General features: G+C 67.5%; 17 protein-coding genes. 8 read left to right on the top strand and 9 right to left on the bottom strand.

The window, feature by feature from the left end:
• Positions 1-44: 44 nt before the first annotated feature.
• Positions 45-1556: a COG3014 family protein gene (locus tag DFR40_RS16530; protein ID WP_173580611.1), complete on the bottom strand. Its 1512-nt coding sequence runs from the start codon at positions 1554-1556 to the stop codon at positions 45-47.
• A gap of 207 nt (positions 1557-1763) precedes the next feature.
• On the opposite strand from DFR40_RS16530, the gene nadC reads away from it, so the two are divergent.
• Together nadC and DFR40_RS16520 are read left to right on the top strand one after the other, a co-directional pair.
• Positions 1764-2627 (top strand): carboxylating nicotinate-nucleotide diphosphorylase, encoded by an 864-nt coding sequence (gene nadC, locus DFR40_RS16525; protein ID WP_121459599.1) that lies wholly within the window; start codon positions 1764-1766, stop codon positions 2625-2627.
• Between the two features lie 174 nt (positions 2628-2801).
• Positions 2802-5849, top strand: coding sequence for an ATP-binding protein (locus DFR40_RS16520; protein ID WP_121459598.1), 3048 nt, complete (start codon positions 2802-2804; stop codon positions 5847-5849).
• On the opposite strand, the gene DFR40_RS16515 is transcribed toward DFR40_RS16520, so the two are convergent.
• From DFR40_RS16515 to DFR40_RS16490, 6 genes are all read right to left on the bottom strand, one after another.
• Positions 5846-8485 carry a response regulator gene (locus DFR40_RS16515; protein ID WP_121459597.1) on the bottom strand — a complete coding sequence of 880 codons (2640 nt, stop codon included), beginning with the start codon at positions 8483-8485 and terminating at the stop codon, positions 5846-5848. The genes DFR40_RS16520 and DFR40_RS16515 overlap by 4 nt on opposite strands.
• 179 nt (positions 8486-8664) lie before the next feature.
• Entirely contained in the window at positions 8665-10092 is a 1428-nt protein-coding gene (gene thrC, locus DFR40_RS16510) for a threonine synthase (RefSeq protein WP_121459596.1), read from the bottom strand.
• 35 nt (positions 10093-10127) lie between these two features.
• Positions 10128-11252 carry a hypothetical protein gene (locus tag DFR40_RS16505; protein ID WP_121459595.1) on the bottom strand — a complete coding sequence of 375 codons (1125 nt, stop codon included), beginning with the start codon at positions 11250-11252 and terminating at the stop codon, positions 10128-10130.
• A gap of 1 nt (position 11253) precedes the next feature.
• Positions 11254-11523 (bottom strand): DUF2249 domain-containing protein, encoded by a 270-nt coding sequence (locus DFR40_RS16500; RefSeq protein WP_121459594.1) that lies wholly within the window; start codon positions 11521-11523, stop codon positions 11254-11256.
• 136 nt (positions 11524-11659) lie between these two features.
• Entirely contained in the window at positions 11660-12970 is a 1311-nt protein-coding gene (locus tag DFR40_RS16495; RefSeq protein ID WP_121459593.1) for a homoserine dehydrogenase, read from the bottom strand.
• A 3-nt stretch (positions 12971-12973) separates the two neighbouring features.
• Positions 12974-14221 (bottom strand): pyridoxal phosphate-dependent aminotransferase, encoded by a 1248-nt coding sequence (locus DFR40_RS16490; RefSeq protein ID WP_121459592.1) that lies wholly within the window; start codon positions 14219-14221, stop codon positions 12974-12976.
• 72 nt (positions 14222-14293) lie between these two features.
• On the opposite strand from DFR40_RS16490, the gene DFR40_RS16485 reads away from it, so the two are divergent.
• Positions 14294-14665, top strand: a complete 372-nt coding sequence (locus DFR40_RS16485; protein ID WP_121459665.1) for an Mth938-like domain-containing protein — start codon at positions 14294-14296, stop codon at positions 14663-14665.
• An 18-nt stretch (positions 14666-14683) separates the two neighbouring features.
• On the opposite strand, the gene galE is transcribed toward DFR40_RS16485, so the two are convergent.
• Together galE and DFR40_RS16475 are read right to left on the bottom strand one after the other, a co-directional pair.
• Positions 14684-15688 (bottom strand): UDP-glucose 4-epimerase GalE, encoded by a 1005-nt coding sequence (gene galE, locus DFR40_RS16480; RefSeq protein WP_121459591.1) that lies wholly within the window; start codon positions 15686-15688, stop codon positions 14684-14686.
• Positions 15689-15761: 73 nt separating this feature from the next.
• Positions 15762-18344 carry an ATP-binding protein gene (locus DFR40_RS16475; RefSeq protein ID WP_121459590.1) on the bottom strand — a complete coding sequence of 861 codons (2583 nt, stop codon included), beginning with the start codon at positions 18342-18344 and terminating at the stop codon, positions 15762-15764.
• Positions 18345-18439: 95 nt separating this feature from the next.
• On the opposite strand from DFR40_RS16475, the gene DFR40_RS16470 reads away from it, so the two are divergent.
• The 5 genes from DFR40_RS16470 (at position 18440) to DFR40_RS16450 (ending at position 24133) form a co-directional block, all read left to right on the top strand.
• The gene (locus tag DFR40_RS16470; RefSeq protein WP_121459589.1) at positions 18440-19156 is read left to right on the top strand and encodes a hypothetical protein; all 717 of its coding nucleotides are present in this window, start codon (positions 18440-18442) and stop codon (positions 19154-19156) included.
• A gap of 123 nt (positions 19157-19279) precedes the next feature.
• Positions 19280-21319 (top strand): TonB-dependent receptor, encoded by a 2040-nt coding sequence (locus tag DFR40_RS16465; protein WP_121459588.1) that lies wholly within the window; start codon positions 19280-19282, stop codon positions 21317-21319.
• A gap of 13 nt (positions 21320-21332) precedes the next feature.
• Positions 21333-22493 carry a PepSY-associated TM helix domain-containing protein gene (locus DFR40_RS16460; protein ID WP_121459587.1) on the top strand — a complete coding sequence of 387 codons (1161 nt, stop codon included), beginning with the start codon at positions 21333-21335 and terminating at the stop codon, positions 22491-22493.
• 135 nt (positions 22494-22628) lie between these two features.
• Positions 22629-23156 carry a sigma-70 family RNA polymerase sigma factor gene (locus tag DFR40_RS16455; protein WP_211329832.1) on the top strand — a complete coding sequence of 176 codons (528 nt, stop codon included), beginning with the start codon at positions 22629-22631 and terminating at the stop codon, positions 23154-23156.
• Positions 23153-24133, top strand: coding sequence for a FecR domain-containing protein (locus DFR40_RS16450; RefSeq protein ID WP_121459585.1), 981 nt, complete (start codon positions 23153-23155; stop codon positions 24131-24133). Before DFR40_RS16455 ends, DFR40_RS16450 begins: the two co-directional genes overlap by 4 nt.
• Positions 24134-24166: the final 33 nt, after the last annotated feature.

Here is a 24166-nt window from a genome sequence, read left to right as displayed (position 1 = left end):
GATTCTCTTCTTTGCTCTGTCTTGGGTAGGAAATAGGTCGCCGGCTAGATCTTCTTGCCGGCCTGGACCTCGGTATTCGCCGCCGGCTTGGCCGGGGTCCTGGGCTTGGCCGCCGGCTTGACCGCCTTGGCCGGCGCGGCCGGTTGCACGGCTGGCAACTGGCTCTCGTCGTACGGCGTCTGGCTGAGATAGACAACCTCGCCGCTGGTGCGCAGGACGACCACCGCGTGCTTGCCGGAGAGCGACACTTCGCGCGTCACCGGCAGGCCACCGAGGCCGAGGGTGAGCTGGTTCTTGCCATGAGGCAGCACGCTACGGGCGATCGAGAAAAAGCCGGGCAAGGTCCGCCAGGTGCGCTCGTCGGCCTGCTCGGAAGCCACCGCCGCAACCCCGGCCATGATGCTCAACACGGCACCACCGGCACCCGAGACGTTGTCCTGGATAGCCTTCTGGGCGGCGCCCTTGAGAATCGCGCGCACCGACGAACGAGCGATGATCCCCGGCATTTCGTCGGCAATCGCCCGCCGTGCCATCTGGTCGACGCTGGTCATCAGCGTCAGTGGCAGCGCATTGCCGTTGACCGTCAGCAGGCCCGGGACGACGCTGGCGTCGCCCTTCTCGACCACCGGCCAGGACAGCGGCGTCATCACGATGCTCAGCCCGCCCTTGGTCGGGATCGGCAGCGGAATCGGCAGCACACGCGAAGTGATCGCCGGCGAGTAACCGGTTTCGACGATCAGCAGCGTATCGACCCCCTGCGGCTCGACGGCGACCGCCTTGCCCTTGGCGGTTTTCTTGACCGCCTTCTGCTTGCCGGCTGCCGCACCGGTACGCTGATCGAGACGCGCCAGCGCCTCCGACAGCACCGGCGTCGCACCGCGCATCTCGATCGCCTTGCGATAACCGGCAGCGGCCAGCGACGGCTCGCCCAGCGCCTCGTAGACAAAACCGGCGAGGTAGTTGGCGAAGGCCGACTCATAGGAGTTCTTCAGGGCCTTGACCTCGGGATCGTCGAGCGTTTCCACCGGATAGCCCTGCAGATCCTTGAAGCTGGTTGCCTTGAGGCCCTTTTCCTCGGCCTTGGCCTTGGCGTCGTCGAGATCCTTGGCACGGAACTCGGCGATGATCGCTTCACGCTCGTGCATCTTCTTGATCTCGACCCGGGCCAGATCCCATTTGCCCTGGGCGACGTAATCGAGCGCCAGGCGGGTGCTGAGCAGGACCTTTTCGTAGTCGCGGCCGTCGTAGCGGCGCGTGGTGTCGTTCAAGACGAAGGAACCGACATTGCCGAGCACCTTGGCGTAGTCGGTCTTGACCGCCTCTTCCCACTCGATGACCTTGGCATCGGCCTGCGACCAGGACGACACGCTGTCGCCGTAATTGCCCTGCATGCGCAGGAGTTCGCCCTTTTCCAGGTAATAGAGCAGATCCTTGTCCTTGCCCTGGTTCTTGGCGTCAAGATCGGCCAGCGCGGCATCGAGCGCGCCCGTCCTGACGGCGTCGATGGTCGAGCCGACCTTGCTGTTGTACCCGGTCGCGCAACCGCCGAGCAGCATGGCCACGGCTCCCGCGATCAGACAAGTCCTGGCGCGCCAAACGCGCTTCCCCTGTTTCTGCATTTAACCCCCCGATGTTGGCATATTTTTACTGGCGGGCCATTCTAATTTACTCGCCACGAGTTTTCACCATGGAGCGCTGAAAAAGACCGCTGGGCGGCCATGCAAACGGTACAATCCGCCCTTCCGACTGCTGCCGAACCCGCCATGCCCATTGAATTCGCCTACCCGCTCGCCACCGAAATCGCCCGCAACGTCGATGCCGCCCTGGCCGAGGATATCGGTGCCGGCGACCTCACCGCGTCGCTGGTTCCCGGCGAGCGTCAAGTCAGGGCCACGGTCATCTCGCGCGAACCCGGTGTGCTCTGCGGTACCGCCTGGTTCGACGAATGCGTGCGCCGCCTCGACCCGGCGGCAACGGTCAGCTGGCAGGCGGCGGACGGCGAGCGCATCGCCGCCGACCAGCTGCTGTGCACCATCGAAGGCAACGGCCGGGCACTGCTCACCGCCGAGCGCAGCGCGCTGAATTTCCTGCAACTGCTGTCGGCGGTCGCCAGCAAGGTACGTATCCATGCCGACGCAATCGCCGGCACCCGGGCGCAGGTCGTCGATACCCGCAAGACCCTGCCCGGTCTGCGCATCGCCCAGAAATACGCGGTTCGCGCCGGCGGCGGCGGCAACCACCGCCTGGCGCTGTGGGATGCGATCCTGATCAAGGAAAATCACATTCACGCGGCCGGCGGCATCGCGCAAGCCTTCGCCGCGGCGCAAAAAGTTGCCGAAACGGCCGTCGACCGTTGTCGCTTCATTCAGGTCGAAGTCGAAAACCTCGACGAACTGCGCCAGGCCCTCGCCGCCGGCGCGACGATGATCCTGCTCGACAATTTCCCGCTGGCGCTGCTGCGCGACGCGGTTGCCATCAATGCTGGCCGGGCGGTGCTCGAAGCCTCGGGCAACGTCAGCCTGGAGACCATCCGGGCGATCGCCGAAACCGGCGTCGACCGCATTTCCGTTGGCGCGCTGACCAAGGACGTCAAGGCGCTCGACCTGTCGATGCGCTTCGTCGGCTGAGCCGGCGGCAGAACCAATCGCTTCCCCGCCTGTCAGAAGGCGGGTGTTTCTTCATGCACGCGGAATGCGCAAGGCATTCGGCATATAATCGATTCGTCATTCGAAGCAACCAAGCAACAACTTTCCCATAACGAGAAGCAGCCCCCCGCGCTCACGAGCGAAAGGAACACTGCTGTGACCAAGCCATTCGGTCTTCGCACCCTGATCGTCTCCGCCCTCGTCCTGGTCTGCGCGGTCGCCGCCGGCCTGATCGCCTGGCGCACCTATGGTGAGAAGAACCTGCGCATGCGCCTGGCCGAAGAACAGTTGCTGCACACCGTGCAGGCCATCTCGCTTCAGCAACGTGCCATCGAAGCCCGGGCCGAGGCCCTGCTGACCTCGCTGACCATCCGTGCCGAATTACACGGCGGCACCTCGGTCGAGCATTGCAACAAGACGCTGTCCGACATCCGCAACGTCGAAAGCGGCTTCCTCAACATCACCCGGACACTGCCCGACGGCAGCGTCGATTGCTCGGCAGTGCCGCTGAAGAGCGCCGTGAACAACAGCGACCGCGCCTATTTCAGACAGGCCCTGAAGAGCGACCGCATGGTCGTCAGCGACGTCACCATCGGCAAGATCGTCAGCAAGCCGGTGATCATCTTCGCCAAGGCAGCGCGCGACGAACGCGACCGGGTCAACGCTGTCTTCGTCTTCGTGCTGAGCATGGACTGGCTCAGCGAGGAATTGAAGAAATCGCGGCTGCCGGCGGCAGCCAACCTGATCGTCGTCGACCAGAGCGGCAAGGTCGCCGTCGACATCCCCGGCGGCAGCGACCGGCCCAGGCCTTCCGCGGCAATGCTCCGCCCCATCCTCGACACGGCCGGCAGCGGCGTTCTCAGCCTGACCGCCGACGATGGCTCGACCCGGATCGTCGGCCACACGCCGCTGCTCGAATCGTCGCCGAACCGCTTCCTGCTGGCGATCTCGCTGCCGAGCGAAGCGATCCAGGCACCGATCGACCGGATGCTCGTGCGCGACCTGCTGATCGCACTGACCGCACTGCTCCTCGCCCTGCTCGTCTCGCTCCGGGTCATCGGCCGCGAGGTCGTCGCGCCGATGCAGCGGCTGTCGGAGATGGCCAACCGGATCGCCCGCGGCGAGTTCGGGGCACGCAGCGGCCTGGCCCGGGCGAACAGCGACGTCGGCCTGCTCGCCGCCACCTTCGACTCGATGGCGGCCTCGCTCGAGGAACGCCAGGACAAGCTCGACCAGGCGATCAAGGCACTCGCCGAAAGCGAAGCGCGCTACCGGCACACCTTCGAGAACAGCTATTCGATCATGTTCATCGTCGACCCGACCGACGGCCGGATCGTCGACGCCAACGTCGCCGCCTCGCGCTTCTACGGCTGGACGGTGGCGCAATTGCGGACGATGCTGGTGAGCCAGATCAATACCCTGACCGAGGAGGAAATCGCCGTCGAGATGCAGCGCGCCAAGCGGCTCGAAAAATCCTGCTTCGAGTTCCGCCATCGCCTTGCCGACGGCTCGGTGCGCACCGTCGAGACCTACACCAGCCCGATCACCATCGACAATCGCGACCTGCTCTACTCGATCATCCACGACGTCAGTGAACGCAAGCAACTCGAAGCCGAATTGCTGGCGCACCGCAACCATCTCGAGAACCTGGTCCGCTCGCGCACCGAGGAACTCAACCAGGCAAAGGACAATGCCGAGCACGCCAACCGCGCCAAGAGCCAGTTCCTGGCCAACATGTCGCACGAGATCCGGACGCCACTGCACGGCGTCCTCGGCCTGGCCCAGGTCGGTTTCCGCGACACCCCGCCAGGCAGCAGGACGCACGAGACTTTCGCCCGCATCCTCGATTCGGCCAACATCCTGCTGGCGGTGATCAACGACATCCTCGATTTCTCGAAGATCGAGTCTGGCAAGCTCGACGTCGAGGCGATTCCTTTCGCGCCCGAGCGGATGATCGACGAAAGCCTGCGCCAGGTGCGTGCGCTGGCCGACGGAAAAGGCATCGCCCTGGCCGTCGACCGTCAGTGCCTGCCCGCCGCCTGCGTCGGCGATCCGGTGCGCATCGGCCAGATCATCCTCAACCTGCTCTCCAACGCGATCAAGTTCACCGGTGCCGGCGAAGTCCGGCTGAGCGCCGCCTGGCAGGACGGAGAACTGTCGATCGCCGTCAGCGACACCGGCATCGGCATCGAGGCGCAAGCCCTGCAGCGCCTGTTCCAGCCTTTCGAACAGGCCGACAACAGCACCACCCGGAAATTCGGCGGCACCGGCCTCGGCCTGGCGATCAGCCGGCGCCTGGCGGAAATCATGGGCGGCACGCTGGCGGCGAGCAGCACACCGGGACGCGGCAGCACCTTCACGCTGCGCCTGCCGCTGGCCGCGTCGGCAGAACTGCCGGCGGCGCCCGAGCCGGAGGCGGCCGCCGGCGGCCGCCTGGCCGGTCTGCGCCTGCTGATCGCCGAGGACAACACGATCAACCAGATCGTCCTGACCGAAATGCTGCGTGGCGAAGACGCCGAGATCCACATCGTCGACAACGGCCGGGCGGCGATCGAAGCGATCGAGAACGCCAGCGAACCCTTCTCGGCCATCCTGATGGACGTCCAGATGCCGGAAATGGACGGCATCGAGGCGACCCTGCTGCTGCGCCAGCGCCACCCCGGCCTGCGCATCATCGGCCAGACGGCGCATGCGCTGCGCGATGAGCAGGAGCGCTGCCTGGCGGCGGGCATGGTCGCGGTGATCAGCAAGCCGATCGACGTCAACAACCTGATCCGCACGCTGCGCCAGATCCTCCTCGACACCCCGGGGACGCCGGACGAAGCACCGCCGGCAAGCGTTGACCAGGAACCCGACTGCATCGTCGACTGGCCGGCACTGGCGGTCCGTTACCAGCACCAGCCGGCCTTCGTGGACCGCCTGGCAACGATTTTCCTGAGCAGCCACGCCGGCGATGCGGCACGCCTGCGCCAACTCGCCGACGCCGGCGATCTTGACGGCATAGAGAAAATCGCCCACACGCTCAAGGGCGTCGCCGGCAATCTCGTCGCCCGGGAAAGCCTGCGCCTGGCGACGCAGCTCACCCAGCTCGCGCGACAGCACGACCCGGCCGCCGGCGAGTCGGCCCGCACCCTCGCCGACGCCATCGAGCGCCTGGTCGATTGCCTGCGCCGGCGACTCGCCGGCGAATCGACCCCGGATTAGGCGCCCAGCCAGTCGCGCAGCATCGCGTAGAGCTCGGCCGGGTCGACCGGCTTGGAGAGGAAGCCGTTCATCCCGGCCGCCAGGCAGCGGGCCCGATCCTCGGCAAACGCGTTGGCGGTCATCGCGATGATCGGCACGTCGGCGCAACCGGGCAGTTGGCGGATGCGCCGGGTCGCCTCAAGGCCGTCCAGCACCGGCATCTGCATGTCCATCAGGATCAAGGCATAGCCGCCACCGGCCGCCAGTTCGACGGCCTGGGCGCCATCGCCGGCAAGGTCGGTGTCGAGGCCGACCTCGCGCAACAGCATCGACGCGACCTCCTGGTTGATCGGTTCATCCTCGACCAGCAACAGCCGCCGACCCCGGCATTCACGCTGCAGCACCGCAGCCGCCGCGTCGCCCTGCTCCGGCGCCAGCGCCGTAGCGGCCGCCGCATCCTTTTTCAGACGGACAGTGAACCAGAACAGGCTTCCCTGACCGGGACGGCTGCTGGCCCCGGCCTCGCCGCCCATGATCCGGGCCAGCTTGCGGGTGATCGCCAGGCCCAGGCCGGTACCGCCGTACTTGCGCGTCGTCGTGTTGTCGGCCTGCTCGAACGACGAAAACAGCCGGGCCAGGACAGCCTCGTCGATGCCAATGCCGGTATCCTCGACCTCGAAGCGGAGCAGTGCCGAATCGGCGTCCTCCTCGAGCAGCCTGACACGCAGGCAGATCTGCCCGTGCGGCGTGAACTTGACGGCATTGCTGGCGTAGTTGAGCAACGCCTGCTGGATCCGTGCCGGATCGCCGATCAGGCCGGCTGGCAAAGGCGCCACTTCCGTCAGCCAGCGCACGCCTTTTTCCTGGACGCGATCGCGAAGAATCGACGAAACATTCGAGAGCACGCTTTCCGGTCGTACCGGACAGGCCTCGAGGACGAACTTCCCGGCCTCGATCTTGGACAGGTCGAGTACGGCGTTGATGATCTCGAGCAGGTGGTTGCCGGCAACCTCGATCTTGTCCAGCCGGTCGCGCTGCTCGACGGTGACACCGGTGCGGCGAAGCAGATGGACCATGCCGGTGATGGCGTTGAGCGGCGTGCGGATCTCGTGGCTCATGTTGGCCAGGAAGGCACTCTTGGCGACGTTGGCGGCTTCGGATGCGTGCTTGGCTTCGCGCAACTCGAGCTCGACCTGCTTGCGCGCGGTGATGTCGGAGCCGGTTCCCCGGTAGCCGAGGAAGACGCCATCGGCCGCAAAGACCGGCACGCCGCTGATCGAGAACCAGCGGCCGCCGAGTTCGCTGCCAGCCTGGTACTCGAAACCGCGGAACGGCTGGCGCCGTTCCAGCGTCTGGAAATGCGCCAGCCAGGCTGCATCCGGCGGGTGATCGCCGAGGCAGGCAACCTGTTCGCGGCGCAGGCCGATCAGCCGTGCCGGATCGACGCCAAGGGTACTGCGCACGTTCTCGGAAAAAAACGAGAAACGCAGGTCGGCGTCCATTTCCCAGAACCAGTCGGACGACGCCATCGAGTAGTCGCGAAAGCGCTGCTCGCTGGCCTGGAGTTGCGCCTCGTAGTGCTTGCGCAGGCTGATGTCAAGGTGGATTCCCGACATCGCCAGCGCCCGGCCGTCGTCGCGGCGGTGCGACACCCGCCCGCGCCCCTGTACCCAGACCCAGTGGCCGGCTTTGTGCCGCAAACGGATTTCGCACTCGTAATGGGCCAGCTCGCCGGCAAAGTGCCGCTTCAGCAGTTCCCGGGAGCATTGCAGATCGTCGGGATGGGTCAGGCGTATCCAGGTTTCGACGCCGTGCGGGGCCAGTTCGTCGAGCGTGTACCCGACGATCTCGGCCCAGCGGTCGTTGAACACCACCGTGCCGCTGGCGATATCCCATTCCCAGGTCCCGACGTTGGTGCCGAGGAGGATGTTCTCGAGGCGCAGGTGCTGCGCCTGGAGTTCCTTCTCGTTGCGCTGCAAGCGCTCGAAATCGTCGCGGATGCGCCGCGTCGCCGGCGAAAAGATATAGCGGGCCTCGAGCAGCAGAACGATCAGGGTGATCACCATCAGGGCGAGTTCGAGGCGCTCGGCCAGCGTCACTTTCGACAGCGCCTCGCTGTCGTAACGGAAGACGATCTCGTCCATGCCGGCCAGAAATTCGCTCTCGTGCTCCCGGATTCGCTCGAGCGCGGCACGGCGCTCGCCGGCGTCGTCGGTGACGAGCATGTCGCGGGCAGCGGCGACGATCGCCTCGTGTTGCGGCTGGATGCGTGCGAACAGCGCCTGCACCGCCGCACTGTTGCGGCCGGGCAGCCCGAGCTCGGGGTCGCCGTGCTGCAGCCCGTGGTGCGAGCGCGCCCAGAGATCGACCGCCGCTGCCAGCTGGCGTCGCCAGCCGGCGGCCTGCGCCGGTTCGGCGGCGGCCAGCGAGAAGCCGAGCTTGACGATGTTCTGGCTGAGCATGCGCTGCCGGCCGGCAATGTTCACCACCCGCGAATCGTGCTTCTGATCGGCGATCAGTACCTGGATCAGCAGTTGCGAGACGATCGTGAGCGCGGCGATCAGCGACAGCGCCAGGATGTAGCGACGCTTGAGCTTGCCGACCGCGGCGTCGTGCGCGCCGACCGCCGCCCGCGGATGGATGCTGGATTCCGGCATGTTTGTCAGCCCCCCCCTGAACTTGCAACCTGCTGCCTGTCTTCAGTTTAATCCTGTCTTCCCCCGACCGGGCAAGCGGCAACAACCACCGGACAGAGCCGCTCGGCGCCGGCAAAGTTCCGGCAGGCGGCGAAAAAAAAAGGGCAGCCAGGCTGCCCTTTTCATCGCGATGGCGAAGCTCAGAGGTGATCGACGACGAACTGCTTGATCGCGGCGACGTCCGGATCCATGACCACGACGCGCTGCGCGAGCGCCTCGATGCCCTCCAGTTCAGCCGGACGCACCGGCCGGGTGGCCAGCGCCTCGCGGATGGTTTCCTCGAACTTGGCGGGTTGCGCGGTTTCGAGCACGATCATGGTCACGCCCGGCTGGCGGTTTTCGAGCGCCACCTTGAGACCGTCGGCGGTATGCGTGTCGAGCATCACGCCATACTTCTCGTGGGCCATGCGGATCGTCGCCAGGCGGTCGGCATGCGTGCTGCGGCCGGAGACGAAGGCGAATTTCGGCTTGTCCTTCCAGTAGACCGTGGTGCTCAGGTCGAAAGCCTGGCCCTGGTCGACCTTCGACCACAGCTCGCGGATGACCACCGGGTCGCGCCCGACCAGGTCGAAAACGAAGCGCTCGAAGTTCGACGCCTTGGAGATGTCCATCGACGGGCTGGAGGTGACGCTGGTTTCCTTCGAGGTCCGCGGCCGGTACACGCCGCGCTTGAAGAACTCGTCGAGGACGTCATTCTCGTTGGTGGCCAGCACCAGCTTGGCGATAGGCAGGCCCATCATGCGCGCGATATGGCCGGCGCAGATGTTGCCGAAGTTGCCGGACGGCACGGTGAACGCCACCTGCTCGTCGTTGCTCCTGGTGGCCAGGAAATAGCCCTGGAAGTAATAGACGATCTGCGCGGCGACGCGGGCCCAGTTGATCGAATTGACCGCGCCGATCTTGTACTGCTTCTTGAAGGCGGCGTCGTTGGACACCGCCTTGACGATGTCCTGGGCGTCGTCGAACATGCCGCGCACGGCGATGTTGAAGATGTTCGGGTCTTGCAGCGAGTACATCTGGGCACGCTGGAAGGCGCTCATCTTGCCGTCCGGCGAGAGCATGAAGACCTTGACGTTGTGCTTGCCGCGCATGGCGTATTCGGCCGCCGAGCCGGTATCGCCGGAAGTGGCGCCGAGGATGTTGATCGACTCGCCGCGCTGTTCGAGCACGTACTCGAACAGGTTGCCGAGGAGCTGCATCGCCATGTCCTTGAAGGCGAGCGTCGGGCCGTTGGACAGTTCCTGCGTGTACAGGCCATCTTCCAGCCTGGTCAGCGGCGTGATCTCGGCGGCGTTGCCACCGTTGCGGGTGAAGCGGTAGACGTCGGCTGTATAGGTCCTGGCGACCAGCGCCTTGAGGTCGGCCGCCGGAATGTCGGTGATGAACTTGGCCAGGATCTCGTAGGCCAGGTCGGCGTAGGACAGCTGGCGCCAGGCATCGAGTTCGGCACGCGTGACCTGCGGATAGCTTTCCGGCAGGTAGAGGCCGCCGTCCGGGGCCAGGCCGCCGAGGAGGATGTCGCAGAAAGCCTGGGGCGCGGACTGGCCGCGGGTCGAGATGTAGCGCATGGCGTCGGAACCTGGAAAGCGGAAAAACCGCGATTTTAACGCGTCGACCGCAAGATTCGCATCGCCCGCAGCAGGCTGAAGGCAAACAACAGCATCGCGGTGGTCAGCAAGGCGGCGCCGGCTGTCGTCAGATCGGCGATGAACGCCAGGCCGGCCAGCAGGAACAGCGCCGCGCGCCAGGCACCGCCGGCGACCAGGACGGCGCGCATGGCATCGCGCGCCGGCGTGCGCGGACCGGGAAAGCGCCACACCGGCAGCAACTGGCTGAGCGCGCCGCTGACCAGCGGCAGCAGGAAGGCCGCCGCCCAGGCGGCCAGGGTCGGCCGGGCCGGGACCAGGCCGGCGCCATGCAGCGCCCCGCCGAGCAGGCACAGGCACCAGCCGGCGACGGCGGCGAGCAGAGCGCAGCTGGCGCCGTCGGCAAACAGGCTGACCGGGCGAAAACGACGCAACCACTGGGCGACCAGGCCGAGCGCGAGGACCAGCAGGATGGCCGCGCCGGCCAGCGACACCGGCCAGAAGAAGGCGGCACCGCCGGCCAGCAGCAGCACCGCCAGCAGCATCGGCCAGAAACGCCGCTTGAGCCAGCCGGCGGCTTCGGGCTCGGGTTGACCGAGCGCCGTCGGCAACAGCACCGGCAAGGTACCGAAAGCGGCCAGGCCGACCAGGCCGAGGGTATTCAGGTGCAGGTGGAGCAGCCGCCAGCCGGCCCATTGCCCCGGCCACAGCGCCATCGCCAGGATCGCCGCGAGCGCCGCGCCGAGCAGCGCCAGGGCGCCGGCGTACCAGCGCCAGCCGGGATGCGGCCGGCCGAGGGTGGCGCCGGCGCGGGCCACGACCCAGCGCAGCAGGATCGCCGCCAGCACCAGGTCGACCGTCGCCGCCGCATGCACGGCAAAGTACGGCAACCAGCCCTGCAGTGCGAGGACCACGGTCAACCCGCTCAACTGGGCAAAAACCGGCAGGCGGCGGATCTCCGCCGAGGGTTCGCCGGTGCGCGTCAGCACCGGCACGAAATGACTGATCGCGGCGAAGATCAGCGGCACGATGCCGACCGCGAACGCCAGGTGGGCGACCGCCGCCGGCGTGCCGGCACCGCTTGCCGCCAGCAGCGCGGCGGCAAGCAGGGCGAGCAGCGTCAGCGCGGCCGTCGTCAGCAACTCAGCCGATCACCGTGAAATCGATGACGATCGCACCCGGCTCGCGCTGGACATACTCGATGCCCACCTTGTCGCCATAGCGTTGCTGCATCTGGGCGAGCAGCGGCAGCGGATCGTGATCGTTGCAAAAGCGCATGGTCTCGCCCGGCATCAGGGATTCGAGTGCGCCGAAGATGGCGGCGTGGCGGAAGCGCTTGGCGACGCCGCGGGCGTCAAAGGGATAGAGGGCTTCGGCGGTGCGGTGGTCGCAAACGTGGATCGTCTTGGTCATGCTGGTTTCCTTGGGATGACTGCCCGGGGTGGCAGGAAGACGAATTTTGCGGGGCCGGCGGCCTGGCTTCCTTGATCTGCATCGCCAAACGACAAAGGGGGCCGCGGCCCCCTTCTCGATGCGTGGAACGACCGGCTTACTGCAGTTCTTCGAGACGGATGCGCTTGACCTGGCCCTTCACCGCAGCCAGCGCCTCGACCTTGGCGACCGCGGCGAGCGCGGCGCTTTCGCTGCAGACGTGGGTGAGGATGATGATGTCGGTCTCGCCCTCGCCCTCTTCCGGCTCGCGCTGGAGCATGGCGTCAATCGAGATGCCCTGGTCGGCGAGGATGCGGGTGACGTCGGCGAGCACGCCGGCCTTGTCTTCGACGCGCAGGCGCAGGTAGTTGCCGGTCTCGATCTCGCTCATCGGCAGGATCGGCAGGTTGGACATCGCGTCCGGCTGGAAGGCCAGGTGCGGCACGCGGTGTTCCGGGTCGGCGGTGGCCAGGCGGGTGACGTCGACCAGGTCGGCGATCACCGCCGAGGCAGTCGGCTCGGCGCCGGCGCCCTTGCCGTAGTAGAGCGTGGTGCCGACGGCGTCGCCCTTGACGACGACGGCGTTCATCGCGCCCTCGACGTTGGCGATCAGGCGCTTGGCCGGGATCAGCGTCGGATGCACGCGCAGCTCGACGCCGTTGTCACGGCGCTTGGCGATGCCGAGCAGCTTGATGCGGTAGCCGAGTTGCTCGGCGTACTTGATGTCGGAGGCTTCGAGCTTGGTGATGCCTTCGACGTAGGCCTTGTCGAACTGCACCGGGATGCCGTAGGCGATCGAGGCGATCAGCGTCGCCTTGTGCGCGGCATCGACACCTTCGATGTCGAAGGTCGGATCGGCCTCGGCATAGCCCAGGCGCTGCGCCTCGGCGAGCACGTCGGCGAAGGACAGGCCCTTGTCGCGCATCTCGGAGAGGATGAAGTTGGTGGTGCCGTTGATGATGCCGGCGGCCCACTCGATGCGGTTGGCGGTCAGGCCTTCGCGCAGCGCCTTGATGATCGGGATGCCACCGGCGACGGCGGCTTCGAAGGCAACCATGACGCCCTTCTGCTGGGCGGCGGTGAAGATCTCGGTGCCATGCACGGCGAGCAGCGCCTTGTTGGCGGTGACGACGTGCTTGCCGTTGGCGATCGCCTGCATCACCAGGTCCTTGGCGACGCCGTAGCCGCCGATCAACTCGACGATGATGTCGATCTCGGGATCCTTGACCAGGGCGAACGCATCGTCGGTGATGCGGGCTTCGCCGCCGGTCACCTGGCGAGCGAGTTCCACGTTCCTGTCAGCCACGGCGGTAATTCGAATCGGCCGGCCGGCGCGGCGGGTGATTTCTTCCGCGTTGCGCTTGAGTACGGTCCAGGTGCCACCGCCGACGGTGCCGATGCCGATTAGGCCAACATTGATGGGTTTCATAGGTCAGTCTTTGTTGATGAGATGGTTGGTGTTGTGACGTTTTCGATAGTTCTCGAGGAAGCGGGCGACGCGGCCGACGGCCTCGCGCAGGTCGTCCTCGTGCGGCAGGAAGACCAGCCGGAAATGGTCGGGGTGCGGCCAGTTGAAGCCGGTGCCCTGGACCAGCAGGACCTTTTCTTCCTGGAGCAGCTCGGCGATGAACTGCTGGTCGTTCTTGATCGGGTAGATCTTCGGATCGAGCCTCGGGAACATGTACAGCGCCGCCTTCGGCTTGACGCAGGAGACACCGGGAATGGCCGAGATCAGTTCGTAGGCGAGATCGCGCTGGCGGCGCAGGCGGCCGCCTTCGGCGATCAGGTCGTCGATGCTCTGGTAGCCGCCGAGCGCCGTCTGGATGCCGTGCTGGCCGGGCGCGTTGGCGCACAGGCGCATCGAGGCGAGCATGTCGAGGCCTTCAATGTAGTCCTTGGCGTGGCGCTTGTCGCCGGACACCACCAGCCAGCCGGCGCGATAGCCGCAGGAGCGGTAGTTCTTCGACAGGCCGTTGAAGGTGATGGTCAGCACGTCCTCCGACAGCGAGGCGATCGAGGTGTGGGTGACGCCCTCGTAGAGCACCTTGTCGTACACCTCGTCGGCGTAAATGATCAGGTGATGCTCGCGGGCGATGGCGATCAGTTCGTGCAGCAGGTCGTCCGGATAGAGCGCGCCGGTCGGATTGTTCGGGTTGATGATGACCAGCGCCCGGGTGTTCTTGTTGATCTTGCTGCGGATGTCGTCGAGGTCGGGCAGCCAGCCCTTGGCCTCGTCGCACAGGTAATGCACCGGCTTGCCGCCGGACAGGCTGATCGCCGCCGTCCACAGCGGATAGTCCGGCGCCGGCACGAGCACTTCGTCGCCGGCGTCGAGCAGCGCGTTCATCGCCATCACGATCAGCTCGGAGACGCCGTTGCCGACGTAGATGTCTTCCAGCGTCACGCCCTTGATGTGCTTCTGCTGGGTGTAGTGCATGATCGCCTTGCGCGCCGCGAAGATGCCCTTGGAATCCGTGTAGCCGGCCGCGTTGGGCAGGTTGCGGATGATGTCCTGCTGGATTTCCTCGGGCGAATCGAAGCCGAAGGCGGCAAGGTTGCCGATGTTCAGCTTGATGATCTTGTTGCCCTCTTCTTCCATCTGCTTGGCCATCTGCAGCACGGGGCCACGGATGTCATAGCAGACGTTGGCGAGCTTGGCGGATTTCTTGACGTGCTTCATGGGGGCGATGTCCGGATTGGCGGCGTTCGGGCCAAAGGTATAATCCTACTATTACGTTTGCTGCACCGCAAAGTGAAACTCCATACCACCAGCACTGCCGGACTCAACCTGTTCACCGCCTACGGCGACGACTATGTTGCGGTCAACCACGAAAAACACGAGAAAAACCTGATCGTGCTGCCGGAAAGCCTGCGTCCCGGCTGGTCGACCGCCAATGTCGCGACGCTCCAGGAAAGCGACATGCAGCAGTTGCTCGGCCTCGGCGTCGAGGTGATCCTGCTCGGCACCGGCAAGCGCCTGCGCTTTCCGGCGCCGGCGCTGATGCGCCCGTTCGCGCCGGCCGGCATCGGCCTCGAGGTGATGGACCTGCAGGCCGCCTGCCGGACCTACAACATCCTCGCCAGCGAAGGCCGCAAGGTCGCCGCCGCCCTGCTCTTCGACTGAAGCGGCCGGGCTGTGGCCTTAGAGGCCGTCGGGATTGGCCGACTGCCAGCGCCAGGTATCCACGCACATTTCCTCGATGCCGCGCTGGGCGCGCCAGCCGAGCAGCGCTTCCGCCTGCGCCGGATCGGCGTAGCAGGTGGCGATGTCGCCGGGGCGCCGGCCGACCAGCTGGTAAGGCACCGGCCGGCCGCTCGCCTGCTCGAAGGCACGGACCATCTCGAGCACGCTGTAGCCGCGCCCGGTGCCGAGATTGACGGTGAGCGAGCGATCGTCGCGGGTCAGCGCGTCGAGCGCCGCCAGGTGGCCGCGGGCCAGGTCGACGACATGGATGTAGTCGCGCACGCCGGTGCCGTCCGGCGTCGGGTAGTCGCTGCCGAACACCGACAGTTGCGGGCGCAGGCCGACCGCGACCTGGGCGACGAAGGGCATCAGGTTGTTCGGAATGCCGTTCGGGCTTTCGCCGATCAGCCCGCTGGCGTGGGCGCCGACCGGGTTGAAGTAGCGCAGGATGGCGAAGCGCCAGTCGGCCTCGGCGCGCATCAGGTCGCGCAGGATTTCCTCGACCATCAGCTTGTTGCGCCCGTAGGGATTGGTCGCCTGCAGCGGGAAATCCTCGCGGATCGGCACGCTGTGCGGGTCGCCATAGACCGTCGCCGACGAGCTGAAGACCAGGCGGCGAACGCCGCTGGCGCGCATCGCGCGGAGCAGGCTGAGCGAGCCCGTGACGTTGTTGTCGTAGTACTCGAGCGGCTTCTCGACCGATTCGCCGACCGCCTTGAGGCCGGCGAAATGGATCACCGAATCGATCGGCCGGGCGGCGAACAGCGCGCACAGCGCGGCGTGGTCGCGGATGTCGGCCTCGACGAAATCCGGCCGCCGGCCGGCGATCGTCTCGATGCGGTCGAGCACCTTGCGGCTGCTGTTGCAGAGGTTGTCGAGGATGAGCACTTCCTCGCCGCGGGCGAGCAGCTCGACCACCGTGTGCGAACCGATATAACCCGTACCACCCGTTACCAGAATCATCGCGTTTCCCCAGAAGCAAAAATTGGCCGGATTTGACGGTCGACCGTCAAATCGCGCAAAAAACCCATGTCGATCACCCCGTCACCCGCCGGCCGAGCCAGCGCAGCAGGCAGGCGAACAGCAGGTCGGGATTGATCGGCTTGCCGATGTGCTCGTTCATGCCCGCGGCAAAGCAGGCCTGACGGTCTTCCTCGTAGGCGTTGGCGGTCATCGCCAGGATCGGCGTGTCGCTGTTCAGCGAGTCGGCGCGGATCGCCCGCGTCGCATCGACGCCGTTCAGGTTGGGCATCTGCATGTCCATCAGGATCAGCGCGTAGCGGTTGGCGCGGGCCATCGCCACGGCCTCGGCGCCATCGACCGCGAGATCGACGACGAGGCCGACGTCCTCGAGCAGGCAGCAGGACACCTCGCTGTTGATCGGCTCGTCCTCGACGAGGAGCACGCGCGCCCCGGAAAACTCCCGCAGCAGCCGCGTTTCGGCCGTCTCCTGCGGATTCGCGGCAAGCTCGCCGGCGGCGTCGGCCTTGTCGAGACGGACCGAGAACCAGAAGCGGCTGCCGCGGCCGGGCTCGCTGTCGACGCCGATCTCGCCGCCCATCAGCTCGACCAGGCGCTTGCTGATCGCCAGCCCGAGGCCGGTGCCGCCATAGCGGCGCGACATCGACGAGTCGGCCTGCTCGAAGGCCGAGAACACCCGGCCGAGGTCTTCCGCCTGGATGCCGATGCCGGTGTCGGCGACCGTGCAGCGCAGCGTCAGCTGCTCGGGCGTTTCTTCGCTGACGGCGACGTCGACCGTGACCGATCCGCTTTCGGTGAACTTGACGGCGTTGCCGACCAGGTTGATCAGCACCTGGCCGAGGCGCAGCGGATCGCCGAGCAGCACCGCCCGGGCCGGCTCGGGCAAGGGCGCGAGCTGCAGCGCCAGCCCCTTTTCCTCGGCCCGATGGGCGACCAGGACGTGCAGGTTGTCGAGCACGTCGGCGAGGCGGAAGGCGGTCTTCTCGAGCGTCATCCGCTGTGCCTCGATCTTCGAGATGTCGAGGATGTCGTTGATCAGCTCGAGCAGATGGCGCGACGACTGCTTGGCCTTGGCCAGCTGCTCGCGCGCCCTGGCGTCGGCGGTCTTGCGCCAGACCAGGTCGATCATGCCCATGACACCGCTCATCGGTGTCCGCAGTTCGTGGCTCATGTTGGCCAGGAAGGCGCTCTTCGCCTGGCTCGCCGCCTCGGCCGCCTCCTTGGCCTGGGCCAGCTGCTCGGTGCGCTCGGCGACCAGCGCCTCGAGATTGTCGCGGTGTGTCTGCAGTTCTTCCTGGATGCGCTTGAACTCGGTGACGTCGGTGATGCCGCCGAGAATCCCGGCGACGCTGCCGTCGGCATCGAGGAAGGTGGCCTTGTGGAAGATCACGTGACGGACGCCGTCGCCGCTTGAGGTGACCCAGTCGTAGGTCTGCGTGCCCGGGCGGGCGAACAGCTCGGCGTCCTTCTCGTGGTAGCGGTTGGCGATCGCGGGCGGCGCCATGTCGAACACCGACTTGCCGACGATCTCGCTGCGCGGTTTGCCGAGCAGTCTCTCGAAGGCGCGGTTGCAGCCCTGGTAGCGGCCCTCGACATCCTTGTAGAAGAAAGGCAGCGGCAGGTTGTCGATCAGCGTGTCGAGAAACAGCGTCTGGTTGCTGATCTGCCACCAGTAGCGGCGCAGCATCCAGGCGGCGAACACGGTGGCGACGAAGAACACCAGCAGCAGGAAGAGCGTGTGGCGGATCTCGCGGTGCCAGTCGGCCAGGTAATCCTCGGGCGCAATCGCCACCGAGAGCACGAAGGGCGTGTGCTGGATCCGGCGGTAGGCGTAGAAGCGCTGGCGCTGGTCGGGATGCGAGGACTGGAAGGAGGCGCTATCGACGCGGGTGTCGAGCATCGCCACGAACTCGGCCGGCAGGTCGCGCGAACCGGGCTCGCCGGCGGCTCCGGCCAGCGCCGGATAGCGGGTGAGCAGCGCCCGTTCCTGATGGTGGATCGCGGCGAAGCCATGCGCGCCGAGCTGCAGCGGCCTGAGCAGCTGCGTGAAGTGATCGAGCGTCACCGCGGCGGTGACGACACCGCCGAAGGAGCCGTCGGCAAGGCGGTAGGAGCGCGTGAAGGCCACCACCCACATTTTCGAGACCCGGCCGAGCACCGGCTCGGCGACGATCAGGCGCTGCCCCGGGGCAGCCTGGTGCTCGGGAAAGAAGGCGCGGTCGGCCACCGAGACCGGCGCCTGGCGGTCGACGCCCTTGCCCCAGAGGAGCAGGCCGTCGCGGTTGCTGAGGCGAAAGGCATCGACGGCCGGATGGCGCGCCAGGTGCTGCTGCAGCACGCGCTCGATCGCCTCGTCGGTAAGAACCCGCTCGCTGCCCAGCGATTCGAGGACATCGACGATGCTGAGCAGGCCAAGGTCGATGCGCCGGGCCGAATCGGCGACGCTCAGTTCGAGCAGCGCCGCCAGGTTCATCGCATTGCCGCCGGCCTGGGCGATTGCCCGTTCGCGGCTGGCGAGCAGGCTCTGCACGGCGATCGTGACCATCACCAGGTTGAGCGCCACGACCCCGATCACCAGCCAGCGCTGGAAAGCCGAACCGTACTGGCGTGGCGTCGGGCTGGGATGGGGAAAGGGCATGTCGGGAAACGGGCGCGTGGCGGCGATGTCGGAGTCCGTAATTATCGCACTTTCATCGCCCGTCAGCGCAGGCGGTCAGCCGAAAACCGGCTAGGATGGCGGCAAAGCCACAGCCCGTCGCCTCGCTGATGCCCCGTCCGCCCTTCCTCGCCGCCTGCACCGCCCTTGCCCTGCTCTGCGCCCTGCCCGCCACGGCGCCGGCGGCCTGCGCCGACCTGCCGCCGAGCACGCTCAAGGTCGTCCGCGTCGAGCGCGAGCACAAGCTGAACTTCAGCTACGGCCACCGGACCCTGCGCAATCTCGGCGACGACCACCAGCGCCGCGACATCGCCGTGCTCGGCCTGGCCCGCGGGGTCGCCACTGCCAAGGCCAAGGTCAGCGGCAAGATCTTCCCGGCCGGCGACCGGCGCCACGAATGCGCCAGCTTCGCCATCGAAGTCGAATACGGTTTCGACCCGGTCACCGTCTATGTCGGCCGCGAATTTCCGCCCGGCACCTGCGGCCACGACGAGATCTACCGCCACGAACTGCGCCATGTCGAGGTCTATCGGGCCCAGGCCCGGGCGATCGAGGCCGAGATCACCCAGGCGCTGCAGCAGCGCTTCGCCCGCGAGACGCCCTGGTACGCGCCGGCCGGCACCAGCGTCGGGCAGTTGCGTCAGGAACTCGACCAGCGCTGGATGCCCTACATCGTCCGCCTGCTCGACCAGTCGAAGGCGGCGCAACGCGCCATCGACAGTCCGGAGGAATACGCCCGGATCGAGCAGAGCTGCGCTGGCGAAATCCGCCGCGTCATCGACGCCAGCCGCTGAGCCCCTTGCGACAATATGTCGCAGCTTGCCGCGGCGCCCGGTTGCTAAGATTCGCCCCCTTCGTTTCCGCCCGGAAGCGACGCCCAGGCCCGAATCCAACCGCGTCCCGAAAGAAGCTCAGCCATGTTCCACCGTTGCAAGCCCAGCCGCATCGCCTGGCTGGTCGCCCTGGCGTTTTCCGCCGCCCAGGCCCAGGAATCCACCGTCGTCCTCGGCGAAATCACGGTCAGTTCGCCCGAGACCGGCGCCTTGCCGGCCCGGCGCATCCTGACCTCGGTCGACGTCATGGGCGGCGAGCGGGTCCAGGACAAGAACGTGATGAACAGCTGGGAGCTGATCGGCCAGATGCCGGGCATCCAGCTGACCGAGTTCCGCCTCGGCGCCGAATCGGGCAAGCCCTCGTTCCGCGCCTTCAACGGCGAGGGCTACATCAACGGCATCAAGCTGCTGATCGACGGCGTGCCGAGCAACGTCAACAGCGGCAACATGCGCCACCTCGACATGATCTTCCCGCTCGACATCGACTACATCGAAGTCGTCCGCGGCACCAACGATCCGCGCTACGGCCTGCACAACATCGGCGGCAACCTCAATGTCGCCACCCGCCAGGGCGGCAACTACAGCGACGCCCGCCTGACCTACGGCAGCTTCGACACGCGCGAGGTACAACTGGCGGTCGGCCGCGAGACAGACGGCATCGCCCAGAACTACACGCTCGCCTACCAGGACTCGGACGGCTACCGCGAGCATGCCCATTCGGAGAAATACAGCCTCGGCGGCAAATGGTTCTACACCACCGACGACGGCCGCCTGAAAGCCGGCGTCATCGCCCGCGCCTACAATCACGACGCCGAGGAAGCCGGCTACCTGACCAAGGCCGAGTTGCGCGCCGACCGCTTCCAGTCGCCGGCACGCAACGCCAACGATCGCGACGAACGCGACATGCAGCAGCTGAGCGCGCACCTCGACTACCAGCTGGCACCGACGGTCAACTACAGCAGCAAGCTGTATTTCAACGCCATCGACGACGACCGCCGCGTCACCTACAACGGCGCCCCCGGCAACGCCGCGCGCCAGCGCCGCATCTGGAACGAGGAACAGGTCGGCTGGAGCAACACCCTGACCTGGCAGTTCAGCCCACAACTGGTCATCGACGGCGGCTTCAACTACGAGCACCAGAACAACCGCTACCGCCGCTACCGCTACGCCGCCGGGGTCCCCACCGATTTCTCGACGCCGGCCAGCACCTCGAACAACGACCGTTACCAGCTCGACAACTTCGGCATTTACCTGCAGGCGGTGATCAAGCCGGGCGAACACTGGAAGATCGTGCCGGCGCTGCGCAGCGACCGCTTCCACGGCGACACCCGGCTGCTCACCAGCGGCGCCCGTGCCTCGCTGCAGGACTACGGCTGGATCAACCAACCCAAGCTGAGCGTGGTGTACAGCCCGTCGCCGGCCTTCAGCCTCTACGGCAACTGGGGCCGGACCTTCCAGATCCTCACCGGCTCGCGCGCCCCGGCCTACCGGCTGAGCGGCACCCCGAGCTACCAGCCGTCGATCAACACCGGCATCGAACTCGGCACCAAGTTCCGCCCGGGCCCGCGCAGCGAGGCGCGCGTCGCCGTCTGGCAGCAGGACGCCACCGACGAAGTCGCCAACCTGCCGAGCGCCGACGCCACCCAGGCACTGGGCAAGACCCGGCGCAAGGGGATCGACCTGCAACTGACCGTCAACCTGAGCGAGCGGCTCAAGCTGTGGGCCTCGCATTCGCTGCAGGAAGCCCGGGTGGTCGGCGGCACCTCGGCCAGCGGCAGCTCGCTGGCCGGCAAGGAAGTCTTCTCGACCCCCCGCTACGTCAGCAACGTCGGCATGGAATACCGGCCCGCCGACAAGTGGCGGCTCAACCTGCAGGGCCGCGCCCAGGGCAGCTACTACATCGACGACGAGAACCGCCAGGGCAAGCACGGCGGCTACGTGCTCTACGACGCCGGCGTCGGCTACGCGCTGAGCAAGACCTTCGCCATCGACTTCCAGGTCAAGAACCTGCTCGACCGCGAGTACGCCTACGTCTGGTACGACACCATCTGGGCCAGCCCGCAGCCGATGTACTCGCCGGGCGCCGGCCGCGCCTTCTACCTGAGCCTCGACGTCAAGCTCTGATCCGGCCGCGCCGATGTCCGCCGCCCGCCGTCGCCGCGCCCTGGTGCAGGTCCTGCACCTGTGGCTGGGCCTCGGCCTGGGCGCGGTCTTCGTCGTCCTCGGCCTGACCGGCAGCTGGCTCGCCTTCTACCCCGAGATCGACCGCCTGCGCCAGCCGCCGACCAGCGTTGCGACATCGCCGCCGACGCTGGCCGACGTCGTCGCCGCCTTGCGCGCCGCCGAGCCGGCACGCGACGGCCCCTGGCGGATCGAGCTGGCGCCGACGCCCGACGCGCCGATCAAGGCCCGCTACTACCGGCCGGCGGAAACCCGCGAACGCGGCTTCGCGCCGCTGCTGGTGACCATCGACCCGGGCACGCTGGCGGTCGGCGACCGGCATTTCTGGGGCGAAGGGCTGAGCACCTGGCTCTACGACCTGCACTACACGCTGCTCCTCGGCGCCGGCGGCAAGACCCTGCTGGCGACGCTGACGCTGGCGCTGATCGCGCTGCTGGCCAGCGGCCTCTACCTGTGGTGGCCGGCGCCCGGCCGCTGGCGCCAGGCGCTGGCGATCAAGCGCCAGGCCAGCCGCCCGCGGCGGATCTACGACCTGCACGTCAAGCCCGGCGTCTACGCCCTGCCGCTGCTGCTGGTACTCGCCGGCAGCGGCCTGATGCTGCTGGTGCCGCACTGGTTCGCGCCGGCGATCGCCTGGCTGTCGCCGCCAACCCCAGCCTTCCAGGCGCCGGCTGCTGCCGCCGCGGCACCGGCGATCTCGGCCGACGCGGCGCTGGCGATCGCCCGCCGCGAGTTCCCGGCGGCCGAACCGCGCTGGCTGGAAACCCCGGGCCGCGGCCACGCCGCCTGGCGGGTACAACTGCGCCAGCCAGGCGAACCGAACCGCCGTTTCCCGCGCACCCACGTCTGGATCGACCCGGCCACCGGTGCCATCCTGGCCATCCGCGACCCACTGCGCCAGGGCGCCGGCGACACCCTGCTCGCCTGGCTGCACCCGCTGCACAATGGCGAAGCCTTCGGCCTGGCCGGCCGCCTGGTCGTCTGCCTGAGCGGCCTGCTGCCGCTGCTCGCCCTGGTCACCGGCTTCCTGCGCTGGCGGCACAAACGCGAGGCGCGCGCGACAAGCGCCCGCCGACGCATTGACGGCGGCGGCCCCCTGGCGGCGAAATTGCGCTGATTCGACGGTCGACCGTCAAATCGCGGCAAAAATTGACGCGGCCCGCGAAATCCCCAACAATGCGAACCATTCGCAACAACGCAAGCCACGCCTGATCGCCGCATCCGGGCCAGCCAGCCGCATTCGCCCCTGGAGATCCGCGTGCGTCACCCCACCGCCGAACAGTCCCTCGCCCTGCTCTACGCCGACCATCACGGCTGGCTGCGCGGCTGGTTGCAGCGCAAGCTGGGCGACGCCGCCGACGCCGCCGATCTCGCCCAGGACACTTTCCTGCGCCTGCTCTGCGCCCCGGAGCACACGCCGGAACGGCAATCGGCCTGGCAACTGCGCGAGGCGCGCGCCTACCTGACGGTGGTGGCCAAGCGCCTGATGGTCAACCTGCACCGCCGCCGCAGCCTCGAGGCTGCCTACCTCGAGGCCCTGGCACAATTGCCCGAGGCGGCGGCGCCCTCGCCCGAACAGCGCCTGCTGATCCTGGAAACCCTGAACGAACTGGACGCCCTGCTCGACGCGCTGCCGGCCAAGGTGCGCAGTGCCTTTCTGCTGGCCCAGCTGGAAGGCCTCGGCTATGCCGAGATCGCCGCCCGGCTCGCCGTCAGCGAACGCAGCGTCAAGCGCTACATGGTCCAGGCGATGGCCCACTGCATCCTGCTCGCCCCATGAACGCGACGACCCCGGAACAGAAGATCGCGCTGGCCGCCGCCGAGTGGCATTTCCGCCTGCGCGAGGCCGGCGCCGATCCGGCCGCGGACGCCGCCTGTGCCGCCTGGCGCGCCGCCGACCCGCGCCACGAAGCCGCCTGGGCCAAGGCCGAGCGGATCGCCGGCAGCTTCGCCGGCCTGCCCGGCGCCATCGCCCTGCCGGCGCTCGACCGGCGCCTGCGCCCGAATGCCCGCCGCCAGGCGGTCAAGGCCCTGGCCGCGCTGCTCGTCGCCGCCCCGGCCGGCTGGCTCGCCTGGCACAGCCAGCCGGCGCGCCAGCTGCTTGCCGGCGAACGCACCGCCAGCGGCGAGCGCCGCCGGATCACGCTCGCCGACGGCAGCCGCGTGCATCTGAACAGCGCCACCGCCGTCGACGTCGAATTCGACGAGAAGCGTCGGGTGCTGCGCCTGCAGCGCGGCGAAATCTTCATCGACACCGCCGTCGACCCACAGCTTGCCGCCGGCCTGCCGGCCCGTCCCTTCGTCGTCGAAACCGACGCCGGCAGCATCCGTGCGCTGGGTACCCGCTTCCTCGTCCGCCAGGACGACACGCACAGCCGCGTCGCGGTGTACCAGGGCGCGGTCGAAATCCGGCCGCGACGGGCGGTCGACCGTCAACTTCGCCTTGATGCCGGCGAGCAGGCCAGCTTCGCCGCCGACGCCGCCGGTCCGCTCGCCGCGGCCGATCCGCGCGCCGCCGACTGGCGCGACGGCCGGCTGTTCGTGCGCGAGATGCGCCTGGCCGACTTCGCCGCCGAACTCGGCCGCCACCGTCCCGGCCTGCTGCGCTGCGATCCGGCCGTCGGCGAACAGCGCATTTCCGGCGCCTTCGAGCTTGCCGACACCGACGCCATCCTCGCCAGCCTGCCGGAGGCGCTGCCGGTCAAGGTCGTCTATCGCTCGCGCTACTGGGTGACGCTGACCGCGCCGGACGCTTGAAGCGACAAAAAAAATCCGCTGGCGCTGTCCCCT

The organism is Azonexus fungiphilus, assembly GCF_003634965.1.
In the GTDB taxonomy this organism is placed as follows: domain Bacteria; phylum Pseudomonadota; class Gammaproteobacteria; order Burkholderiales; family Rhodocyclaceae; genus Azonexus; species Azonexus fungiphilus.
Note: the sequence above shows the minus strand (reverse complement) of the source record. Positions and strands in the feature narration are given on the sequence as shown.

Bases quoted from the DNA above. Each gene is read 5' to 3' on its own strand.
- DFR40_RS16475 (WP_121459590.1), bottom strand. From the start codon at position 18,344: ATGCCCTTTCCCCATCCCAGCCCGACGCCACGCCAGTACGGTTCGGCT.
- galE (WP_121459591.1), bottom strand. From the start codon at position 15,688: ATGATTCTGGTAACGGGTGGTACGGGTTATATCGGTTCGCACACGGTG.
- nadC (WP_121459599.1), top strand. From the start codon at position 1,764: ATGCCCATTGAATTCGCCTACCCGCTCGCCACCGAAATCGCCCGCAAC.
- DFR40_RS16470 (WP_121459589.1), top strand. From the start codon at position 18,440: ATGGCGGCAAAGCCACAGCCCGTCGCCTCGCTGATGCCCCGTCCGCCC.
- DFR40_RS16460 (WP_121459587.1), top strand. From the start codon at position 21,333: ATGTCCGCCGCCCGCCGTCGCCGCGCCCTGGTGCAGGTCCTGCACCTG.
- DFR40_RS16490 (WP_121459592.1), bottom strand. From the start codon at position 14,221: ATGAAGCACGTCAAGAAATCCGCCAAGCTCGCCAACGTCTGCTATGAC.
- DFR40_RS16495 (WP_121459593.1), bottom strand. From the start codon at position 12,970: ATGAAACCCATCAATGTTGGCCTAATCGGCATCGGCACCGTCGGCGGT.
- DFR40_RS16500 (WP_121459594.1), bottom strand. From the start codon at position 11,523: ATGACCAAGACGATCCACGTTTGCGACCACCGCACCGCCGAAGCCCTC.
- DFR40_RS16515 (WP_121459597.1), bottom strand. From the start codon at position 8,485: ATGCCGGAATCCAGCATCCATCCGCGGGCGGCGGTCGGCGCGCACGAC.
- thrC (WP_121459596.1), bottom strand. From the start codon at position 10,092: ATGCGCTACATCTCGACCCGCGGCCAGTCCGCGCCCCAGGCTTTCTGC.
- DFR40_RS16530 (WP_173580611.1), bottom strand. From the start codon at position 1,556: ATGCTGCTCGGCGGTTGCGCGACCGGGTACAACAGCAAGGTCGGCTCG.
- DFR40_RS16465 (WP_121459588.1), top strand. From the start codon at position 19,280: ATGTTCCACCGTTGCAAGCCCAGCCGCATCGCCTGGCTGGTCGCCCTG.
- DFR40_RS16450 (WP_121459585.1), top strand. From the start codon at position 23,153: ATGAACGCGACGACCCCGGAACAGAAGATCGCGCTGGCCGCCGCCGAG.